Raw genomic sequence first — 19,511 nt, 5'->3', positions numbered from 1 at the left:
CATGAAGCTGCGTCCCTGCCTGCTCCTCCTCCTCATCACCGGGCTCGCCCAGGCCGCCGAGCCGGGCATCCGCCTGGACGCCCCGCTGGGCGGCTGGCGCCCCGGCAACGGCGAGGGCGCCAACTTCCGGCAGAGGGTGAACTACCCGGCGGCCTCGGTGAACACCCCGGCCGACCAGGCCATGACCGCGAGGATCAAGGGCGAGATCGCCAACGCGGCGAAGGACAAGCCGGCCACCCTGGTGGTCAACGGCGTGTCGATGCCGCTGAAGATCGGCGAGGACGGTGGCTTCGACCGCCCCTACGCGTTCCCGGCCGGCAGCAACAGCCTGGAAGTGATCAGCCCGGATGGCCAGCAGCGCAAGCGCGTGCAGTTCTACCACGGCGGTGGCGGCGGCGAGGTGCCGGCCAAGCTGCGGGTGATGCTGTCCTGGGACAGCGACAACACCGACCTCGACCTGCACCTGGTGACCCCCGACGGCGGCCACGTCTGGTACGGCAACCGCAGCCTGCCCAACGGCGCCACCCAGGACGTCGACGTGACCACCGGCTACGGCCCGGAAATCATCGCCACGCCTACGCCGCTGAAGGGCGCGTACCTGGTCTACGTGAACTACTTCGGCGGCGGCTACAGCCAGGACAGCGAGAGCGGCGACGTGGAAGCCGCCCAGCCGCTGACCACGGCCAGGGTGACGATAGTGACGGAGGAGGGCACGCCGAACGAGAAGCAGGAGAGCTTCCTGGTGCCGATGCGCCAGCCGGGGGAGCTGACGTTGGTGAAGCAGTTCAGTTATCCGTAAGGGCGGCTGGAGGCTGGAGGCTGGAAGCCGTAAGCAAAAGCGTTCCCTACGAAAGCGCCGGGGTTGCCGGCTGACTCTTGACCTTGAGCTTGCTCAGGACAGGCTCCCTCTCCCTTCAGGGAGAGGGCTGGGGAGAGGGTTACGGACTTCGCCCACACACCTCTGCCAACCCTGACTCCGCTCCCTCTCCCTAACCCTCTCCCTGAAGGGAGAGGGGACCGTCCGGAGCGAGCTGGAATCGCGGAGCTCCCGGTTATCCGCCATTGGCCCTGTCTCCGGCGTTCCGGCTGTCGTGGGAGCGAGCTTGCTCGCGAACGGTTTTGCTGCGAGGCGGGTTCGCGAGCAAGCTCGCTCCTACGAAAGCGCCGAAGTTGCCGGCTGACTCTTGACCTTGAGCTTGCTCAGGACAGGCTCCCTCTCCCTTCAGGGAGAGGGCTGGGGAGAGGGTTACGGACTTCGCCCACACACCTCTGCCAACCCTGACTCCGCTCCCTGAAGGGAGAGGGGACCGTTCGGAGCGAGCTGGAATCGCGGAGCTCCCGGTTATCCGCCATTGGCCGCGGTCTCCGGCGTTCCGGCTGTCGTAGGAGCGGACCTTGTCCGCGATAGCTGGACGTATCGGCGCGATTCGCGGATGAGATCCGCTCCTACGGGCTGCCCCAACACCATGCCCATGTAGGAGCGCGCCCTGCGCGCGATTCGCGGGCAAGGCCCGCGCCCGTCAGGCCTGCCGATCCGCCTGCCACGCCTCGATCACTTCCTGCGCCGCGCGGAAGGCGTCGATCGCCGCCGGCACCCCGGCGTAGACTGCGCAATGCAGCAGCGCCTCGCGGATTTCCTCCACCGTGCAGCCGTTGTTCAGCGCGCCGCGCACGTGGCCTTTCAGTTCCTGCGGGCATTTCAGTGCGGTGAGGGCGGCCAGGGTGATCAGGCTGCGGGTCTTGCGCGGCAGGCCGTCGCGGGACCAGACGCTGCCCCAGGCGTTTTCGTTGACGAAGTCCTGCAGCGGCTGGGTGAAGTCGGTGGCGTTGTTCAGGGCGCGGTCGACGAAGGCGTCGCCCATCACTTCGCGGCGAACCTGTTCGCCGGCCTTGCGCTTGTCGGTCATTCGGACTGCTCCTAATCGATGGCTTCCAGGCGCACCGGGGCGGTGCCGCTGCGCAACATGTCGAGGCGTTCCGCGGCCGCCCGCGACAGGTCGATGATCCGCCCGCGGCCGAAGGGCCCGCGGTCGTTCACCCGCACCACCACGCTGCGGCCGTTGTCGAGGTTGGTGACCTTCAGCCGCGTGCCGAACGGCAGGCTGCGGTGCGCGGCGGTCAGGGCGTGCTGGTCGAAGCGCTCGCCGCTGGCGGTTTTCTTCCCATGGTGCGCGCGGCCGTAGTAGGACGCGGTGCCCTCGGCGCGGTAGCCGCGCGCCGAGCCGCTTTCATAGGACGAGCTGGCGCAACCGGCCAGCAGGGCCAGGCCGCAGAGCAGGGCAGGCAGGGCGAGGGAACGCAGCATCGAACCTCCGGACGAAAAAACGCCGGGCAAGCCCGGCGTCAGGAAGAGTGGGCTCAGCCTTCGAGCTTTTTCTTCAGCAGTTCGTTCACCTGGCCGGGGTTGGCTTTCCCCTTCGAGGCCTTCATGGCCTGGCCGACGAAGAAGCCGAACATCTTGCCGCGCTTGGCTTCGTCGCTGGCACGGTACTGTTCGACCTGCTCGGCGTTGGCCGCCAGCACTTCGTCGAGCATCTTGTCGATGGCGCCGGTGTCGGTGACCTGCTTCAGGCCCTTCTTCTCGATGATCTCATCGGCCGAGCCTTCGCCGGCGGCCATGGCCTCGAAGACCATCTTGGCGATCTTGCCGCTGATGGTGTTGTCCTTGATGCGCAGGATCATGCCGCCCAGCTGCTCGGCGGAAACCGGCGACTGCTCGATCTCCAGGCCGTCCTTGTTGAGCAGGCTGGAAAGCTCGCCCATCACCCAGTTGGCCGCCAGCTTGGCGTCGGCGCAGATGCCCTGCACCTGCTCGAAGTAGTCGGCCATCTCGCGGCTGGCCGAGAGCACGCTGGCGTCGTAGGCGGACAGGCCGTACTGGCTCTCGAAGCGCTCGCGCTTCTGGTCCGGCAGCTCCGGCAGGCCGGCGCGCAGGTCGTCGAGGAAGCTGCGCTCGATCACCACCGGCAGCAGGTCCGGGCAGGGGAAGTAGCGGTAGTCGTTGGCTTCTTCCTTGCTGCGCATGGAGCGCGTCTCGTCCTTGTTCGGGTCGTACAGGCGGGTTTCCTGCACCACCTTGCCGCCGTCCTCGATCAGCTCGATCTGCCGCTGCACTTCGTGGTTGATCGCCTTTTCGATGAAGCGGAAGGAGTTGACGTTCTTGATCTCGGCGCGGGTGCCGAACTCGGCCTGGCCCTTCGGCCGTACCGAGACGTTGCAGTCGCAACGCAGCGAGCCCTCGGCCATGTTGCCGTCGCAGATGCCCAGGTAGCGCACCAGCGCGTGGATCGCCTTGACATAGGCCACCGCTTCCTTGGCCGAGCGGATGTCCGGCTCGGAGACGATCTCCAGCAGCGGCGTGCCGGCGCGGTTCAGGTCGATGCCGCTCATGCCGTGGAAGTCTTCGTGCAGGCTCTTGCCGGCGTCCTCTTCCAGGTGCGCGCGGGTGATGCCGACGCGCTTGACGGTGCCGTCTTCCAGGGTGATGTCGAGGAAGCCCTTGCCGACGATGGGGTGGTCCATCTGGCTGGTCTGGTAGCCCTTGGGCAGGTCCGGGTAGAAGTAGTTCTTGCGCGCGAAGACGTTGCGCTCGGCGATTTCGGCGTTGATCGCCAGGCCGAACTGGCAGGCCATGCGCACCGCCTCGGCGTTGAGTACCGGCAGGGTGCCGGGCATCGCCAGGTCGATCAGGCTGGCCTGGGTGTTGGGCTCGGCGCCGAAGGTGGTGGCGCTGCCGGAGAAGATCTTCGATTGGGTGGCGAGCTGCGCGTGGATTTCCAGCCCGATCACGGTTTCCCATTGCATGTGCGTCGTCCTCAGAATCCAGCCGGTGCTTGTTTGTGCCAGTCGGTCACCTGTTGGTACTGGTGCGCGACGTTGAGCAGGCGGCCTTCCTGGAAGTACGGGGCGAGCAGCTGCACGCCCACCGGCAGGCCATCGACGAACCCGGCGGGCATGGACAGCCCGGGGATGCCGGCGAGGTTGGCGGTGATGGTGTAGATGTCTTCCAGGTACTGGGCGACCGGGTCGTCGTTCTTGGTGCCGAGCTTCCAGGCCGGGTTCGGCGTGGTCGGGCCGAGGATGACGTCGACGTCGGCGAAGGCGCTGACGAAATCGTTCTTGATCAGCCGGCGAATCTTCTGCGCCTTCAGGTAATAGGCGTCGTAGTAACCGGCGGAAAGCGCGTAGGTGCCGACCATGATGCGGCGCTTCACCTCGGCGCCGAAGCCTTCGGCGCGGGAGCGCTTGTACAGGTCCTGCAGGTCCCTGGGGTTCTCGCAGCGGTAGCCGTAGCGCACGCCGTCGAAGCGCGACAGGTTGGAGCTGGCCTCTGCAGGCGCGATCACGTAGTAGGCCGGGATGGCGTGCTGCATGTTCGGCAGGGAGATGTCCTTGACCTGCGCGCCCAGTTGCTTGAGCTGCTCGACCACGGCCAGCACGGCGTCGGCGATGCGGCTGTCCAGGCCGGCGCCGAAGTATTCCTTCGGCAGGCCGATGCGCAGGCCGGCCAGGGGCTTGCCCAGGGCGGCCAGGTAGTCGTCCAGCGGCTGGTCGACGCAGGTGGAGTCCTTGGGATCGAAGCCGGCCATGGCGCCGAGCATCAGCGCGCAGTCCTCGGCGGTGCGGGCCAGCGGGCCGGCCTGGTCGAGGCTGGAGGCGTAGGCGATCATGCCCCAGCGCGAGACGCGGCCGTAGGTCGGCTTGATCCCGGTGAGGTTGGTCAGCGCCGCCGGCTGGCGGATCGAGCCGCCGGTGTCGGTGCCGGTGGCCGCCGGGATCAGGCGCGCGGCCACGGCCGCGGCTGAGCCGCCGGAGGAGCCGCCGGGCACGCGGCTGGTGTCCCAGGGGTTCTTCACCGCGCCGTAGTGGCTGGATTCGTTGGCCGAGCCCATGGCGAACTCGTCCATGTTCAGCTTGCCCAGGCTCACGGCGCCGGCGGCGGCCAGGCGCTCGACCACGGTGGCGTCGTAGGGCGAGACGAAGTTGTCGAGGATCTTCGAGCCGCAGCTGGTGCGCACGCCCTTGGTGCAGAACAGGTCCTTGTGGGCGATGGGCGCGCCGAGCAGGGCGCCAGTCTCGCCATTGGCGCGCCGTTGGTCGGCTGCCTTGGCCTGGGCGATAGCCTGGTCGGCGGTGACGCTGATGAAGCTGTTGAGCTGCGGGTCGAGCTGCTCGATGCGGCTCAGCAGGGCACGGGTCAGCTCTTCGGCGGAGAACTGTTTGTCGGCGAGGCCGCGGGCGACTTCGGCGAGGGTCAGTTGGTGCAGCATGGGTCCGTGTCCTTCCTTATTACTCGATCACTTTCGGAACCAGGTACAGGCCGTCTTCCACGGCCGGTGCGATGGCCTGGTAGGCCTCGCGCTGGTTGCTTTCGGTCACCAGGTCCTGGCGCAGGCGCTGGGTGGCTTCCAGGGGGTGGGCGAGGGGTTCGACGCCGTCGGTGTTCACCGCCTGCATCTGGTCGACCAGGCCGAGGATGTTGTTCAGGGTCGCGGTGGTCGGTTGGACGTCGGTTTCCGCCAGGCCCAGGCGGGCCAGGTGGGCGATTTTTTCCACGTCGGAGCGGTCAAGCGCCATCGGGGGTCTCCAGGCTAGAGCTGCCAGCGTCGATCGGACGCATGGCCGGACGAAACGTAGGCGGGGGAACGGAACCCGCGGCGGACGGTCCCAGGGACCGCGGGGACAGGCCTCAAAGGCACTGAAAGTCAAGCAATTTAACACAATGCCGCCTTGCCCAAAATCCCCGTCGTTGTTAGAGTTTGCCGCACTTTTTTACCCGCGCATTTTTCACCCACGCATCGTCCAGGGTTCCCTTTCCATGTTCAAAAAATTGCGTGGCATGTTCTCCAGTGATCTGTCGATCGACCTGGGCACTGCCAATACCCTTATTTATGTGCGCGAACGCGGCATCGTCCTCAATGAGCCTTCGGTAGTGGCCATCCGCAACCATGGCAACCAGAAGAGCGTGGTCGCCGTCGGCACCGAGGCCAAGCGCATGCTCGGCCGCACCCCGGGCAACATCTCGGCCATCCGCCCGATGAAGGACGGCGTCATCGCCGACTTCAGCGTCTGCGAGAAGATGCTGCAGTACTTCATCAACAAGGTGCACGAGAACAGCTTCCTGCAGCCCAGCCCGCGCGTGCTGCTCTGCGTGCCGTGCAAGTCCACCCAGGTGGAACGCCGCGCCATCCGCGAGTCGGCCCTCGGCGCCGGCGCCCGCGAGGTGTACCTGATCGAAGAACCGATGGCCGCGGCCATCGGCGCCGGCCTGCCGGTCGAGGAAGCCCGTGGCTCGATGGTCGTCGACATCGGCGGCGGCACCACCGAGATCGCCCTGATCTCGCTGAACGGCGTGGTCTACGCCGAGTCCGTGCGCGTCGGCGGCGACCGCTTCGACGAAGCCATCGTCACCTACGTGCGCCGCAACTACGGCAGCCTGATCGGCGAATCCACCGCCGAGCGCATCAAGCAGGAGATCGGCGCGGCCTTCTCCGGCGGCGAAGTGCGCGAGGTGGACGTCCGCGGCCGCAACCTGGCCGAAGGCGTGCCGCGCAGCTTCACCCTGAACTCCAACGAGGTCCTGGAAGCCCTGCAGGAATCCCTGGCGACCATCGTCCAGGCGGTCAAGAGCGCCCTGGAGCAGTCCCCGCCGGAACTGGCCTCGGACATCGCCGAGCGCGGCCTGGTGCTGACCGGTGGTGGCGCCCTGCTGCGCGACCTGGACAAGCTGCTGGCCCAGGAAACCGGCCTGCCGGTGATCGTCGCCGAAGACCCGCTGACCTGCGTGGCCCGTGGCGGCGGCAAGGCGCTGGACATGATGGACCGTCACTCCATGGACCTGCTCTCCACCGAGTGAGGTGGGAGCCTTGAGGGTGGTTGACGTTTTGTCGCGCGCGGCGAAACATCAACCGCCTTCAATCAGCTAGGAGCTGGTCATCAAACCGCTATTCTCCAAAGGGCCCTCGCTGGGCGTGCGCCTGCTGGTGCTCGCCGTGCTCTCGGTGGGCCTGATGGTGGTCGACGCGCGTTTCGACTACCTCAAGCCCGTGCGCAGCCAGATGGGCCTGGTGCTGACCCCCTTCTATGGCGTGGCCGACCTGCCGGTGCGCGCCTGGGAAGGCGTGCGCGACCAGTTCACCAGCCGCAGCGAGCTGCTCGCCGAGAACGAACGGCTGAAGGCCGAGTCGCTGCTGATGCAGCGCCGCCTGCAGAAGCTGGCCACTCTGACCGAACAGAACGTGCGCCTGCGCGAGCTGCTCAACTCCGCCGCCCTGGTGGACGACAAGGTGCTGGTCAGCGAGCTGATCGGCGTCGACCCCAACCCCTTCACCCAGCGCATCCTTATCGACAAGGGCTCGAAGGACGGCGTGTTCCAGGGCCAGCCGGTGCTCGACGCCAGCGGCCTGATGGGCCAGGTGGTCGAGGTCATGCCCTACACCGCCCGCGTGCTGCTGCTCACCGACACCACCCACAGCATCCCGGTGCAGGTCAACCGCAACGGCCTGCGCGCCATCGCCGTCGGCACCGGCAACCCGGAACGCCTGGAACTGCGCTTCGTCGCCGACACCGCGGACATCAAGGAAGGCGACCTGCTGGTCAGCTCTGGCCTCGGCCAGCGCTTCCCGGCCGGCTACCCGGTGGCGGTGGTCAAGGAAGTCATCCACGATTCCGGCCAGCCGTTCGCGGTGATCCGCGCCGTGCCCACCGCGAAGATGAACCGCAGCCGCTACGTGCTGCTGGTGTTCAGCGACAGCCGCACCCCCGAACAGCGCGCCACCGAGGCCGCCGAAGCCCAGGCCGAGGCCGACCGCAAGGCCGCCGAGGCCGACGGCCAGGCACCGGCGCCGAGCGCGCCTGCGCCTGCCGCTCCAGCCACGCCTGCCGCTCCGGCTGCCCCGGCCCAGGGCGCCGCTCCGGCACCCGCACCCGCCGCTACCCCCGCGCATCCGCCGGCGCCGGGCCAGGCCGCGTCACAAAGGAACCGTCACTGATGCCTGCCCAAGGACCGCGCAACGGCTGGCTGATCTGGGTCAGCCTGCTGCTGGCGCTGCTGCTGTCGGTGGCGCCGATGCCCAGCTTCACGGAAATCGGCCGGCCGCTGTGGCTGGCGCTGTTCCTCACCTTCTGGGTGCTGATGGTGCCGCAGCGGGTGGGCATGGTCACCGCCTGGGTCTGCGGCCTGGCCGAGGACGTGCTGTACGGCAGCCTGCTCGGGCAGAACGCGCTGATCCTCAGCTTCATCGTGTTCCTGGTCATGGCCCTGCAGCAGCGCCTGCGCCTGTACCCCGTCTGGCAGCAGTGCCTGGTGCTGATGGTGGTCTACGGCCTGGCGCAGCTGGTGCAGCTGTGGCTCAACGCCCTGACCGGCAACCGCCCGCCGACCCTGGCCTTCCTGTTGCCGGCGCTGGTCAGCGGCCTGCTCTGGCCCTGGGTGCTGGTGCTGCTCAAGGGCCTGGGCCAGCGCCTGAAGGTCTACTAATACCCGTCCCGCCGCTTCCCACCTGGCACGGGCCGGGGGAGGGGCGGCCGGGACTCTTCCGGGAGTCGCAGATGCCCCAGCTTTACCTGGCCTCCAGCTCGCCGCGCCGGCGTGAGCTGCTGACACAGATCGGCCTGTCCTTCCACCTGGTTTCCGGCAACATCGACGAAACCCCGCAGGACGGCGAGACGCCGGCCGCCTACGTCGAGCGCCTGGCGCGCGGCAAGGCCCTGGCCGGACTGACTATGCTTGCCCAGAGGCCCGACGTCTGCGTGCTCGGCGCCGATACCGCGGTGGTGCTCGACGGCCGCATCCTCGGCAAGCCGGCGGACCGCGAGGACAGCCTGGCCATGCTGCGCGCGCTGTCCGGCCGCCAGCACCAGGTGCTGACCGCGGTGGCGGTGGCCGACCGCGACCGCTGCGAGGTGCGGGTGGTGACCAGCCTGGTATCGTTCCGCAATGTTTCCGAGGCCGAAGCCGAGGCCTACTGGGCCACCGGCGAGCCCCAGGACAAGGCGGGCGGCTACGCTATCCAGGGGCTGGCGGCGATCTTCGTCAACCGCGTCGAGGGCAGCTACAGCGGGGTGGTCGGCCTGCCCCTGTGCGAGACCGCGGAACTGTTGGCTGACTTCGCGATCCCTTGCTGGCAGTCTTGAAGAAGTAGCGCTGCACACGGGCGCGATAAGGAAGGGCGCATGAGCGAAGAGATCCTGATCAATATCACGCCGATGGAATCGCGCGTGGCGGTGGTGGAAAACGGTGTCCTTCAGGAAGTCCACGTCGAGCGCACGCTGCGCCGCGGGATAGTCGGCAACATCTACAAGGGCAAGGTGGTCCGCGTGCTGCCGGGGATGCAGGCGGCCTTCGTCGACATCGGCCTGGAGCGCGCGGCCTTCATCCACGCGGCGGAAATCTCCACCCGCGAAGGCAGCGCGGTGGAAAGCATCGGCGCCCTGGTTCACGAGGGCCAGAGCCTGGTGGTGCAGGTCACCAAGGACCCGATCGGCACCAAGGGCGCGCGCCTGACCACGCACCTGTCGATCCCCTCGCGCTACCTGGTGTACATGCCGCGCACCAGCCACGTCGGGATTTCCCTGAAAATCGAGGACGAGCAGGAGCGCGAGCGCCTCAAGCAGGTGGTGGCCAAGTGCGTCGAGGCCGAGGGCATCGTCGAGAAGGGCGGCTTCATCCTGCGCACCGCCGCCGAGGGCGCCGGGGAGGACGAAATCCTCGCCGACATCCGCTACCTGCGCCGGCTGTGGGACCAGATCGACGCGCAGATGCAGACGGTCGGCGCGCCGACGGTGATCTACGAGGACCTGTCCCTGGCCCAGCGCACCCTGCGCGACCTGGTCAACCCGCGCATCGAGAAGATCCGCGTGGATTCCCGGGAGAACTTCCAGAAGATCACGCAGTTCGTCGACGAACTCATGCCGGAAATCGCCGACCGCCTGGAGCACTACCCCGGCGAGCGGCCGATCTTCGACCTCTACGGCGTCGAGGACGAGATCCAAAAGGCCCTGGAGCGCAAGGTGCTGCTCAAGTCCGGCGGCTACCTGATCATCGACCCGACCGAGGCGATGACCACCATCGACGTCAACACCGGCGCCTTCGTCGGCCACCGCAACCTCGAAGAGACCATCTTCAAGACCAACCTCGAGGCCGCCACCGCCATCGCCCGCCAGCTGCGCCTGCGCAACCTCGGCGGGATCATCATCATCGACTTCATCGACATGGAGGACGAGGAGCACCGCCGCCAGGTCCTGCGCACGCTGGAGAAGCAGCTCGAGCGCGACCACGCCAAGACCAACATCATCGGCATCACCGAGCTGGGCCTGGTGCAGATGACCCGCAAGCGCACCCGCGAGAGCCTGGTGCAGGTGCTCTGCGAGCCCTGCCCGTGCTGCCAGGGGCGCGGCATGCTGAAGACCCCGGAAACCATCTGCTACGAGATCTTCCGCGAGATCCTCCGTGAGGCCCGCGCCTACCAGGCCGACTCCTACGTGGTGCTGGCCAACCAGAAGGTGGTCGACCGCCTGCTCGACGAAGAGTCGGGCAACGTCGCCGATCTGGAGATGTTCATCGGGCGCACCATCAAGTTCCAGGTCGAGCCGATGTATTCCCAGGAGCAGTACGACGTGGTCCTGCTCTGAGGCGCGCGGCTGAGATGGACCGCTTCGGCCGCCTGTTCGCCCGCCTGCTGCGCCTGCTCCTGGGGCTTTGCGCCCTGGGCCTGGTGCTGCTGGCGCTGTACGTCAGCCTGGGGCGCCAGTTGGCGCCGCTGGTAGCGGAATATCGCGACGACCTGGCCGAGCAGGCCAGCGCGCGGCTGCACATGCCGGTGCGCATCGGCGCCCTGGAAGGCAGCTGGCGCGGCTTCGGCCCGATCATCACGGTGCGCGACATCCAGCTCGGCGAGGGCAGCGACGCCCTGCGCCTGGAGCAGGTGCGCCTGACCCCCGACCTCCCCGCCAGCCTGCTGGCGCGCCAGCCGCGCATCGACAGCCTGGAGCTGCAGGGGCTGCACCTGAGCCTGCGCGAGGGCGAGGACGGCCACTGGCAGGTCGAGGGCCTGCCGGCCAGCCCGCAGGGCAGCGACCCGCGCCAGCTCGTCGACCTGCTGCTGACGCCGCGCCGCCTGTCGCTGCTGGACAGCCAGCTGAGCCTGCTGCCGCGCGAGGGGCAGACGCTCAACCTGACCTATCTCGGCCTGACCCTGCACAGCGGCGTGTTCGGCCAGCGCCTGGATGGCCGCTTCAACCTGCCCGACGGCCAGCCGGTGGCGCTGCGGGTGGACACGCGCATCGACCGCGAGGACTGGAAGCGCAGCTCGGCCGACGCCTACCTCAGCCTGCCGCAGAGCGACTGGGCGAAGTGGCTGCCGGCGAGCCTGACGCGGCAATGGCGCATCCAGCGCCTGGAGGCCGGCGGCGAGTTCTGGGCGCGCATCGACAAGGGCCAGCCCAGCGCGGCGGTGGCCAGGCTCAATGCGCCGCAGGTGCAGGCCTCCTTCGATGGCCGCGAGGCGGTGAAGGTCGGCGACCTCGGCGTGGGGCTGTACTTCCAGCGCCAGGGCGAGGAAATGAGCCTGCGCGTCAGCGATCTGGCGGCCAACCTCGGCGAAAAGCGCTGGGGCGAGGCGGAACTGGAGTTGAACCGGCAGACCCGCGGCGAAGACCACTGGCGCCTGCGCGCCGACCGCCTGGACCTGGGCCCGCTGCTGCCGGTGGTGGAAAGCCTGGCGCCCTTGCCGGACAAGGCTGTGGAGTGGCTGCAGGGCCTGGCGCCGCAGGGCGTGCTGCACCACCTCAACCTCGATTACTGGCCGCAGCGCCAGGGCGCCGAGCGCCTGGCCTACGGCGTGAACCTGGAGAAGGTCGGCGTCAGCGCCTTCCACGAGGTGCCGGCGGTGGCCAACGTCGATGGCACCTTCAGTGGCAACCTCGGCGGCGGCCAGTTGGACGCCTCGGCCAAGGACTTCATGCTCCACCTGGCCGCCCTGTTCCCCGAGCCGTGGCGCTTCCGCAGCGCCAACGCGCGGCTGTTCTGGAAGTGGGACGACGAGGCCTTCACCCTCGGCAGCCACCTGATGAAGGTCGAGGGCGACGTCGGCCGCCTGGGCGGCGACATGCTGATCCGCCTGATGCACGACCACGACAAGGAAAGCTACATGGACCTGCGCGTGGGCCTGGAGGACGGCGACGGCAGCTACACCCCGCAGTTCCTGCCCACGGTGCTGCCGGAGATGAACAAGGACCTGGCCCGCTGGCTGGCCAGCGCCATCAAGGGCGGGCGCGTCGAGCAGGGCTACTTCCAGTGGCAGGGTTCGCTGAAAAAGGGCTCGGCGCCGGAAGACCACGCCATGAGCCTGTACTTCAAGGTCCACGACGGCGAGCTGGACTACCAGCCGGGCTGGCCGGCGCTGAGCCAGGCCGAGGGCGAGGTGCTGGTGGAGGACAGCGGCGTGCGCATCCGCGCGCAGTCCGGGCGCATCCTGCAGAGCCAGGTCCGCGACGTGCAGGTGGACATTCCCCACGTGCCCAAGGGCGAAGTCGCCCACCTGCATGTCGATGGCGACGTCGACAGCAGCCTGGGCGACGGCCTGAAGATCCTCCAGGACTCGCCCCTGGGCGTGCAGCAGGTCTTCGCCGGCTGGGAAGGCGAGGGCCCGCTCAAGGGCCACCTGAACCTGGACATCCCGCTGGCCAAGGAACAGGCGAAGCAGGCGCGGGTGGTGGTGGACTTCGCCACCGAGGGCGCGCGCCTGAAGATCGCCAAGCCGGCCCTGGAACTGGCCCAGCTCAAGGGCGACTTCCGCTACGACACCAACAGCGGCCTGAGCGCCAAGGGCCTCAGCGCCCAGGCCCTGGGCAGCCGCGTCAGCGGCAGCATCCGCGCCGAGGGCGGCCCGGGCAAGCCGCGCACCCGCGTGCTGGTGGGCGGCCAGGTGGCGCTGAAGAGCCTGCTCGATTGGGGCGGCGTGAAGCAGGCCGTGCCGGCCGCCGGGCGCCTGCCGTTCCAGCTCGACCTGCTGCTCGACGGCCATGACAGCCAGTTGCAGGTCAACTCCGACCTCAAGGGCCTGGCCATCGACCTGCCGGCCCCCTTTGGCAAGGCCGCCGACGAGACCCGCGCCAGCGACTGGCGCATGACCCTCGAAGGCCCCGAGCGGCGCTACTGGGCCAACTACGACAAGGTGGCCAGCCTGGCCTACGCCGCCCCCGCCGACAAACCCCTGGGCGGGCGCGGCACCCTGCGCCTGGGCGGCGACCCGGCGCTGCTGCCCAACTGGACCGGGGTGCAGGTGCGCGGCAGCCTGGACACCCTGGACGTCGAGCAGTGGCAGGCGGTGCTGAAGAAGTACGGCATCGGCAGCGTGCCCAGCGATAACCAGGGCCTGTTGCGCGGCGCCGACCTGCAGATCGGTCACTTCCGCGGCTTCGGCGCCAGCCTGGACAACTTCAAGCTCGACCTGGCGCGGGTTTCCGGCGGCTGGCAACTGGGCGTCGACAGCGCCCCGCTGGCCGGCCAGGCGGTGTTCCCGGACAGCGGCCAGCGGCCGATCCAGATCAACCTGGCGCGCCTGGACCTGCCGAAGAACCCCACCAACGACCTGGCCGCCGCGCCGACCATAGCCCCCGACCCGCTGGAAAAGGTCGACCCGCGCAGTATTCCGGCGATGGACGTGGCCATCCGCCAGATCTCCCAGGGCGGCAAGCCCATCGGCGCCTGGAGCTTCAACGTGCGCCCGACCACCAGCGGCATCGCCTTCAACAGCCTCAAGCTCGACCTGCGCGGCCTCAAGGTCGGCGGGACGCTGCGCTGGGAAGGCCTGGTGGGCTCCACGCGCAGTACCTTCCAGGGGCGCCTGGAAGGCAAGAACCTGGCCGACGTGCTCAAGGCCTGGGACTTCGCCCCCACCGCCACCAGCGACCGCTTCAGCCTGGACATCGACGGCAACTGGCCCGGCTCGCCGGCCTACATCAGCCTGCGCCGCTTCGGCGGGCGCCTGGAGGCCGACATGCGCAAGGGCCAGTTCGTCGACGTCGAGGGCAGCGCCCAGGCCCTGCGGGTGTTCGGCCTGCTCAACTTCAACGCCATCAACCGCCGCCTGCGCCTGGACTTCTCCGACCTGTTCGGCAAGGGCCTGAGCTACGACCGCGTGCAGGGCGTGCTGGGCGCCACCAATGGCGTCTACCTCACCCGCGAGCCGATCAGGCTCACCGGGCCGTCCAGCAACATCGAGATGAACGGCACCCTGGACCTGGCCCACGACCAGATCGACGCCAAGCTGCTGGTGACCCTGCCGCTGACCAACAACCTGCCGCTGGCCGCGCTCATCGTCGGCGCGCCGGCGGTGGGCGGCGCGCTCTTCGTGGTGGACAAGCTGCTGGGCGACAGGGTGGCGCGCTTCGCCAGCGTGCAGTATCGCGTCAAGGGCCCCTGGCAGAACCCCGAGATCGCCTTCGACAAACCGTTCGAGAAACCGCGGTGAGCAGAGCCGGCGGGCATCGGTTAGGATGAATCGCATCTGTCGTCGGAGAAACGCATGTCCCTCGCCGTGATCCAGATGGTCAGCCAGGACGACGTCCCGGCCAACCTCGCCGCCGCCCGTCGCCTGCTCGAACAGGCCGCCGAGGGCGGCGCGCGCCTCGCCGTGCTGCCGGAGAATTTCGCCGCCATGGGCCGCCGCGACCTGGCCGAGCTGGGCCGCGCCGAGGCCCTGGGCGAGGGCCCGATCCTGCCCTGGTTGAAAAGCGTCGCCCGCGACCTCAGGTTGTGGATAGTCGCCGGCACTCTGCCGCTGCCGCCGGACGGCCAGCCCGAAGCCAAGGCCAACGCCTGCTCGCTGCTGGTCGACGAGCGCGGCGAGCGGGTGGCGCGCTACGACAAGCTGCACCTGTTCGACGTGGACGTCGCCGATGCCCGCGGCCGCTACCGCGAGTCCGACGACTACGCCTTCGGCGGCCAGGTGGTGGTGGCCGACACGCCGGTCGGCCGGCTGGGCCTGACGGTGTGCTACGACCTGCGCTTCCCCGAGCTCTACACCCGGCTGCGCGAGGCCGGCGCCGAGCTGATCACGGCGCCCTCGGCCTTCACCGCGGTGACCGGCCAGGCGCACTGGGAAGTGCTGATCCGCGCCCGCGCCATCGAGACGCAGTGCTACGTGCTGGCGGCGGGGCAGGGCGGCACCCACCCGCGCGGCCGCGAGACCTGGGGCCAGTCGGCCATCGTCGACCCCTGGGGGCGCATCCTCGCCGAGCGCGACAAGGGCGAGGCGGTGCTGCTGGCCGAACGCGACAGTGAAGAACAAACGGCGCTCCGGCAACGCATGCCGGTGGTCCGCCATCGAAGATTCTACCCGCCGGCCGTACCCGGACCGGCGCCTACGGAGTAGCCATGAGCGAGTTGTTGTCATCCGTCAGCCAGCACCTGCTGGCCCCCGGCGGCCTGGACGTCGACGGCCTGCAGCCGATCCTGCACGAGCTGAGCGGCCCGGGCATCGACGCCGCCGACCTGTACTTCCAGAGCCAGGTGTCCGAGTCCTGGATGCTCGAGGACGGCATCGTCAAGGAAGGCAGCTTCCACATGGACCAGGGCGTGGGCGTGCGCGCCCAGTCCGGCGAGAAGACCGGCTTCGCCTACAGCAATGCCATCACCCCCGATGCGCTGTCCCAGGCGGCGCTCGCTGCGCGCTCGATCTCCCGGGCCGGGCAGAACGGTAGGGTGCAGGCGTTCAAGGCGGTCGCGCCGACGCGCCTGTACGCCGGCGAGAACCCGCTGGACGTGCTCAGCCGCGCCGAGAAGGTCGAGCTGCTGAAGAAGATCGACGCCGCCACCCGCGCCCTCGACCCGCGCATCCAGCAGGTCACCGTGAGCCTTGCCGGCGTCTGGGAGCAGGTCCTCATCGCCGCCGCCGATGGTTCCCTGGCCGCGGACATCCGCCCGCTGGTGCGCTTCAACGTCAGCGTCATCGTCGAGCAGAACGGCCGCCGCGAGCGCGGCGGCCATGGCGGCGGCGGGCGCACCGACTATCGCTATTTCCTCTCTGAAGACCGCGCCATGTCCTACGCCCGCGAGGCGCTGCGCCAGGCTTTGGTCAACCTCGAAGCGGTCCCCGCGCCGGCCGGCACCCTGCCGGTGGTGATGGGCGCCGGCTGGTCCGGCGTGCTGCTGCACGAGGCGGTGGGCCACGGCCTGGAAGGCGACTTCAACCGCAAGGGCAGCTCGGCCTACAGCGGGCGCATCGGCGAGAAGGTGGCCTCCAGCCTGTGCACCATCGTCGACGACGGTACCCTGGCCGGGCGCCGCGGCTCGCTGTCGGTGGACGACGAGGGCACTCCCACGCAATACAACGTGCTGATCGAGAACGGCATCCTCAAGGGCTACATGCAGGACAAGCTCAACGCCCGCCTGATGGGCGTGGCGCGCACCGGCAACGGCCGCCGCGAGTCCTACGCGCACCTGCCGATGCCGCGCATGACCAACACCTACATGCTCGCCGGGCAGAGCGACCCGGCGGAGATCATCGCCTCGGTGGAGAAGGGCATCTACTGCGCCAATCTCGGCGGCGGCCAGGTGGACATCACCAGCGGCAAGTTCGTCTTCGCCACCAGCGAGGCCTACCTGATCGAGAACGGCAGGATCACCCGCCCGGTGAAGGGCGCGACCCTGATCGGCAACGGGCCGGAAGTGATGAGCCGGGTGTCCATGGTCGGCAACGACATGGCCCTGGACAGCGGCGTGGGCACCTGCGGCAAGGATGGCCAGTCGGTACCGGTGGGCGTCGGCCAGCCGACGCTGAAGATCGACGGCATCACCGTGGGCGGGACCGGCGCCTGAGGCGCCGGGGAGCATTTGGAAAGTCTGCTCACGGCCTCGCGAGCTAGAGCAGAACAAGGCAAAAACAGGTGAGGAAGCGCAGTTTACTGATGCTAAATGAGCATTTCTCACCTGTTTTTAACGCAGTTATGCCGACGCGCAGCAGGTCGTGGGTAGGCTTTCAGCGGAGGCCGCGCTTGAGCTCGTCCAGTTCGCGGATGTATTTGAAGATTTTCCGCGCCGCGGCCGGGGGCTTGTCGTGAGCGGCCTCGTGCTGGGCGTGGCGGATCAGCTGCAGCAGGTGCTGGCGGTCGCTGTCCGGGTATTCGGCGAAGAAGGCGGAAAGGGCCTCGTCGCCGCCGGTGACGAGGCGGTCGCGCCAGCGCTCCAGGGCGTGGAAGCGCTCGTTGTACTGGCGCGTGGAGCTGTCGAGCTGGTCGAGCAGGGCGACGATGGCGTCGAGGTCCTGGTCGCGCATCAGCTTGCCGATGAACTGCCGGTGGCGTTTGCGGGCGGCATTGGCCTTGTGCTTGGGCGCCTCGTCGATGGCGCGGCGCAGCGGCTCGGTGAGCGGCAGGCGGTCGAGCATGTCCGGCTTGAGCGCGGTCAGGCGCTCGCCGAGGTCCTGCAGGGCGTGCAGCTCGCGTTTTACTTGCGACTTGCTCTTCTCTTCGAACAGCGAGTCGTCGTCTTGATATTCAGCCATGGCGGTGGTCCAGTGGAAAACGCCGCCATGATAACGAGTCGAGGGTCGCTTGTCCGGCCCGCCCGCGATGCCACGGGGCCCGTCGCCCCGTCCGCGGAACAGAACAGGAGAGTTTGGCAATGAGCGAACAGGCCAAGGCAGTCGGCCCCGAGGCACTTCCGGCGCTGCGCGAGCAGGTCGAGCGGATCGTCGCCGAGGCGAAGCGCCAGGGCGCCACGGGCTGCGAAGTGGCGGTGTCCCTGGAGCAGGGGCTGTCCACCAGCGTGCGCCAGCGCGAGGTCGAGACGGTCGAATTCAACCGCGACCAGGGCTTCGGCATCACCCTCTACGTCGGCCAGCGCAAGGGCTCGGCGAGCACCTCGGCGACCGGCGACGAGGCCATCCGCGAAACCGTGGCGGCGGCCCTGGCCATCGCCAGGCACACCTCGGAGGACGACTGCGCCGGCCTGGCCGATCCCGCGCTCATGGCCCGCGACCTGCCCGACCTGGACCTCTACCACGCCTGGTCGCTGACCCCGGACCAGGCCGTGGAGCGCGCCTTGGCCTGCGAAGCCGCGGCCTTCGATGCCGACCCGCGGGTGACCAAGGCCGACGGCACCACCCTGAACATCCACCATGGCTGCCGCGTCTATGGCAACAGCCATGGCTTCATCGGCGGCTACGCCAGCACCCGTCACAGCCTCAGCTGCGTGATGATCGCCGAGGGCGAGGGGCAGATGCAGCGCGACTACTGGTACGACGTGAAGCGCCGCGGCGAACTGCTGGATAGCCCGGAAAGCATCGGCCGCCGCGCCGCCCTGCGCGCCGCCAGCCGCCTGGGCGCGCGCCCGGTGCCGACCGCCGAGGTGCCGGTGCTGTTCGCCCCGGAAGTCGCCGTCGGCCTGTTCGGCCACTTCCTCGGCGCCATCTCCGGCGGCAGCCTGTACCGCAAGTCGTCGTTCCTCGAAGGCTGCCTGGGCCAGCGCCTGTTCCCCGAGTGGCTGACCCTCGACGAACGCCCGCTGCTGCCCGGCGCCCTGGGCAGCGCCTCGTTCGACAACGACGGCCTGGCCACCTACGCCAAGCCCTTCGTGGAGAACGGCACCCTGGTTTCCTACGTGCTCGGCACCTACTCCGGGCGCAAGCTGGGCATGCCCAGCACGGCCAACGCCGGCGGCGTGCACAACCTCTTCGTCAGCCACGGCGACGAGGACCAGAAGGCCCTGCTGCGGCGCATGGGCCGCGGCCTGCTGGTCACCGAACTGATGGGGCAGGGCGTCAACCTGGTCACCGGCGACTACTCCCGCGGCGCCGGCGGCTACTGGGTGGAGAACGGCGAGATCCAGTTCCCGGTGCAGGAAGTCACCATCGCCGCCAACCTCAAGGACCTGTTCGCCAGCATCCTGGCCATCGGCAACGACGTGGAGAACCGCGGGAACCTGCATACCGGGTCGGTACTGGTGGAAAGGATGATGGTGGCTGGTAACTGATAGCAGGCTGTGGTTCTGGAGAACGCCGTTTCCTGCAGAGGGAAGCGGCGTTTCTTTTTTCGTGGGAGCGAGCTTGCTCGCGAATGGCGTTCTGCCGGCTAGGCTCGGCGTTTGCTCCAAGAGCGCCCTCTCCCCAGCCCTCTCCCTGAAGGGAGAGGGGGCAGTCCGTGCCGAGAGGAGGAATGGTTTCAGCCGGTCATCTCTGTGCTAGCCGGCTAACGCCGAAACATCAGCATCTGCCCAACGGTTCCCTCTCCCTTCAGGGAGAGGGTTAGGGAGAGGGGCGGCCTTGATCCAATGCACCTCAGCCACCAGCAACTTCCCTTCGCAAGCAAGCCCACTCCTTACCATACGATCAGGCACGGCTTCTCGTAGGAGCGAGCTTGCTCGCGAACACACTTCGCTGCGGGGCCCATTCGCGAGCAAGCTCGCTCCTACGAAGAGCACCCGGCGCATACCACCCCCGATTTGCCCTACTCCCTTGCTCTGACTTGTATTTTCTTTCTCTCGTAACGATAATCAATCTCATTATCGT

General features: G+C 68.5%; 16 protein-coding genes. 10 read left to right on the top strand and 6 right to left on the bottom strand.

What is annotated here, in order from left to right:
• The first annotated feature begins 1 nt into the window (after position 1).
• Complete coding sequence (locus RN02_RS15915; RefSeq protein ID WP_043315231.1) at positions 2 to 799, top strand: YfaP family protein; 798 nt, start codon at positions 2 to 4, stop codon at positions 797 to 799.
• Positions 800 to 1,520: 721 nt separating this feature from the next.
• Here RN02_RS15915 and RN02_RS15910 read toward each other — a convergent pair.
• From RN02_RS15910 to gatC, 5 genes are read right to left on the bottom strand one after another with little or no spacing between them, the layout of a single operon-like run.
• Positions 1,521 to 1,907: a carboxymuconolactone decarboxylase family protein gene (locus tag RN02_RS15910; protein ID WP_043272341.1), complete on the bottom strand. Its 387-nt coding sequence runs from the start codon at positions 1,905 to 1,907 to the stop codon at positions 1,521 to 1,523.
• Positions 1,908 to 1,918: 11 nt separating this feature from the next.
• On the bottom strand, positions 1,919 to 2,305 hold the full coding sequence (locus RN02_RS15905) for a septal ring lytic transglycosylase RlpA family protein (RefSeq protein WP_009617764.1): 387 nt from the start codon (positions 2,303 to 2,305) through the stop codon (positions 1,919 to 1,921).
• A gap of 53 nt (positions 2,306 to 2,358) precedes the next feature.
• Positions 2,359 to 3,804 carry an Asp-tRNA(Asn)/Glu-tRNA(Gln) amidotransferase subunit GatB gene (gene gatB, locus RN02_RS15900; protein WP_043315230.1) on the bottom strand — a complete coding sequence of 482 codons (1,446 nt, stop codon included), beginning with the start codon at positions 3,802 to 3,804 and terminating at the stop codon, positions 2,359 to 2,361.
• A gap of 11 nt (positions 3,805 to 3,815) precedes the next feature.
• Entirely contained in the window at positions 3,816 to 5,270 is a 1,455-nt protein-coding gene (gatA, locus tag RN02_RS15895) for an Asp-tRNA(Asn)/Glu-tRNA(Gln) amidotransferase subunit GatA (protein WP_009617766.1), read from the bottom strand.
• Between the two features lie 19 nt (positions 5,271 to 5,289).
• Positions 5,290 to 5,577, bottom strand: a complete 288-nt coding sequence (gene gatC / locus RN02_RS15890) for an Asp-tRNA(Asn)/Glu-tRNA(Gln) amidotransferase subunit GatC (protein WP_009617767.1) — start codon at positions 5,575 to 5,577, stop codon at positions 5,290 to 5,292.
• A 241-nt stretch (positions 5,578 to 5,818) separates the two neighbouring features.
• On the opposite strand from gatC, the gene mreB reads away from it, so the two are divergent.
• From mreB to tldD, 8 genes are all read left to right on the top strand, one after another.
• Positions 5,819 to 6,856, top strand: a complete 1,038-nt coding sequence (mreB, locus tag RN02_RS15885) for a rod shape-determining protein MreB (RefSeq protein WP_043315229.1) — start codon at positions 5,819 to 5,821, stop codon at positions 6,854 to 6,856.
• A gap of 79 nt (positions 6,857 to 6,935) precedes the next feature.
• Positions 6,936 to 7,991: a rod shape-determining protein MreC gene (gene mreC, locus RN02_RS15880; protein ID WP_082033818.1), complete on the top strand. Its 1,056-nt coding sequence runs from the start codon at positions 6,936 to 6,938 to the stop codon at positions 7,989 to 7,991.
• Positions 7,991 to 8,479 (top strand): rod shape-determining protein MreD, encoded by a 489-nt coding sequence (mreD, locus tag RN02_RS15875; protein WP_009617770.1) that lies wholly within the window; start codon positions 7,991 to 7,993, stop codon positions 8,477 to 8,479. Before mreC ends, mreD begins: the two co-directional genes overlap by 1 nt.
• 71 nt (positions 8,480 to 8,550) lie before the next feature.
• Complete coding sequence (locus RN02_RS15870) at positions 8,551 to 9,135, top strand: Maf family protein (protein ID WP_009617771.1); 585 nt, start codon at positions 8,551 to 8,553, stop codon at positions 9,133 to 9,135.
• A 39-nt stretch (positions 9,136 to 9,174) separates the two neighbouring features.
• Entirely contained in the window at positions 9,175 to 10,632 is a 1,458-nt protein-coding gene (gene rng / locus RN02_RS15865) for a ribonuclease G (protein WP_009617773.1), read from the top strand.
• Between the two features lie 14 nt (positions 10,633 to 10,646).
• Positions 10,647 to 14,474, top strand: coding sequence for a YhdP family protein (locus tag RN02_RS15860; RefSeq protein ID WP_043315228.1), 3,828 nt, complete (start codon positions 10,647 to 10,649; stop codon positions 14,472 to 14,474).
• 54 nt (positions 14,475 to 14,528) lie between these two features.
• Entirely contained in the window at positions 14,529 to 15,377 is an 849-nt protein-coding gene (locus tag RN02_RS15855) for a carbon-nitrogen hydrolase family protein (RefSeq protein ID WP_043272345.1), read from the top strand.
• A 2-nt stretch (positions 15,378 to 15,379) separates the two neighbouring features.
• On the top strand, positions 15,380 to 16,822 hold the full coding sequence (gene tldD / locus RN02_RS15850; RefSeq protein ID WP_043315227.1) for a metalloprotease TldD: 1,443 nt from the start codon (positions 15,380 to 15,382) through the stop codon (positions 16,820 to 16,822).
• Between the two features lie 160 nt (positions 16,823 to 16,982).
• Here the strand turns inward: tldD and yjgA are convergent, their stop codons facing one another.
• Positions 16,983 to 17,507 carry a ribosome biogenesis factor YjgA gene (gene yjgA / locus RN02_RS15845; protein ID WP_009617781.1) on the bottom strand — a complete coding sequence of 175 codons (525 nt, stop codon included), beginning with the start codon at positions 17,505 to 17,507 and terminating at the stop codon, positions 16,983 to 16,985.
• A 119-nt stretch (positions 17,508 to 17,626) separates the two neighbouring features.
• Between yjgA and pmbA the strand changes: the two genes are divergently transcribed.
• A complete protein-coding gene (gene pmbA, locus RN02_RS15840; RefSeq protein WP_043272348.1) occupies positions 17,627 to 18,976 on the top strand; it encodes a metalloprotease PmbA in 1,350 nt (449 codons plus the stop codon).
• Positions 18,977 to 19,511 lie beyond the last annotated feature (535 nt).

The sequence above is a fragment of the Pseudomonas sp. PI1 genome (assembly GCF_000812405.1).
In the GTDB taxonomy this organism is placed as follows: Bacteria; Pseudomonadota; Gammaproteobacteria; order Pseudomonadales; family Pseudomonadaceae; genus Pseudomonas; species Pseudomonas citronellolis.
This window is presented reverse-complemented; position numbering and strand designations above follow the sequence as displayed.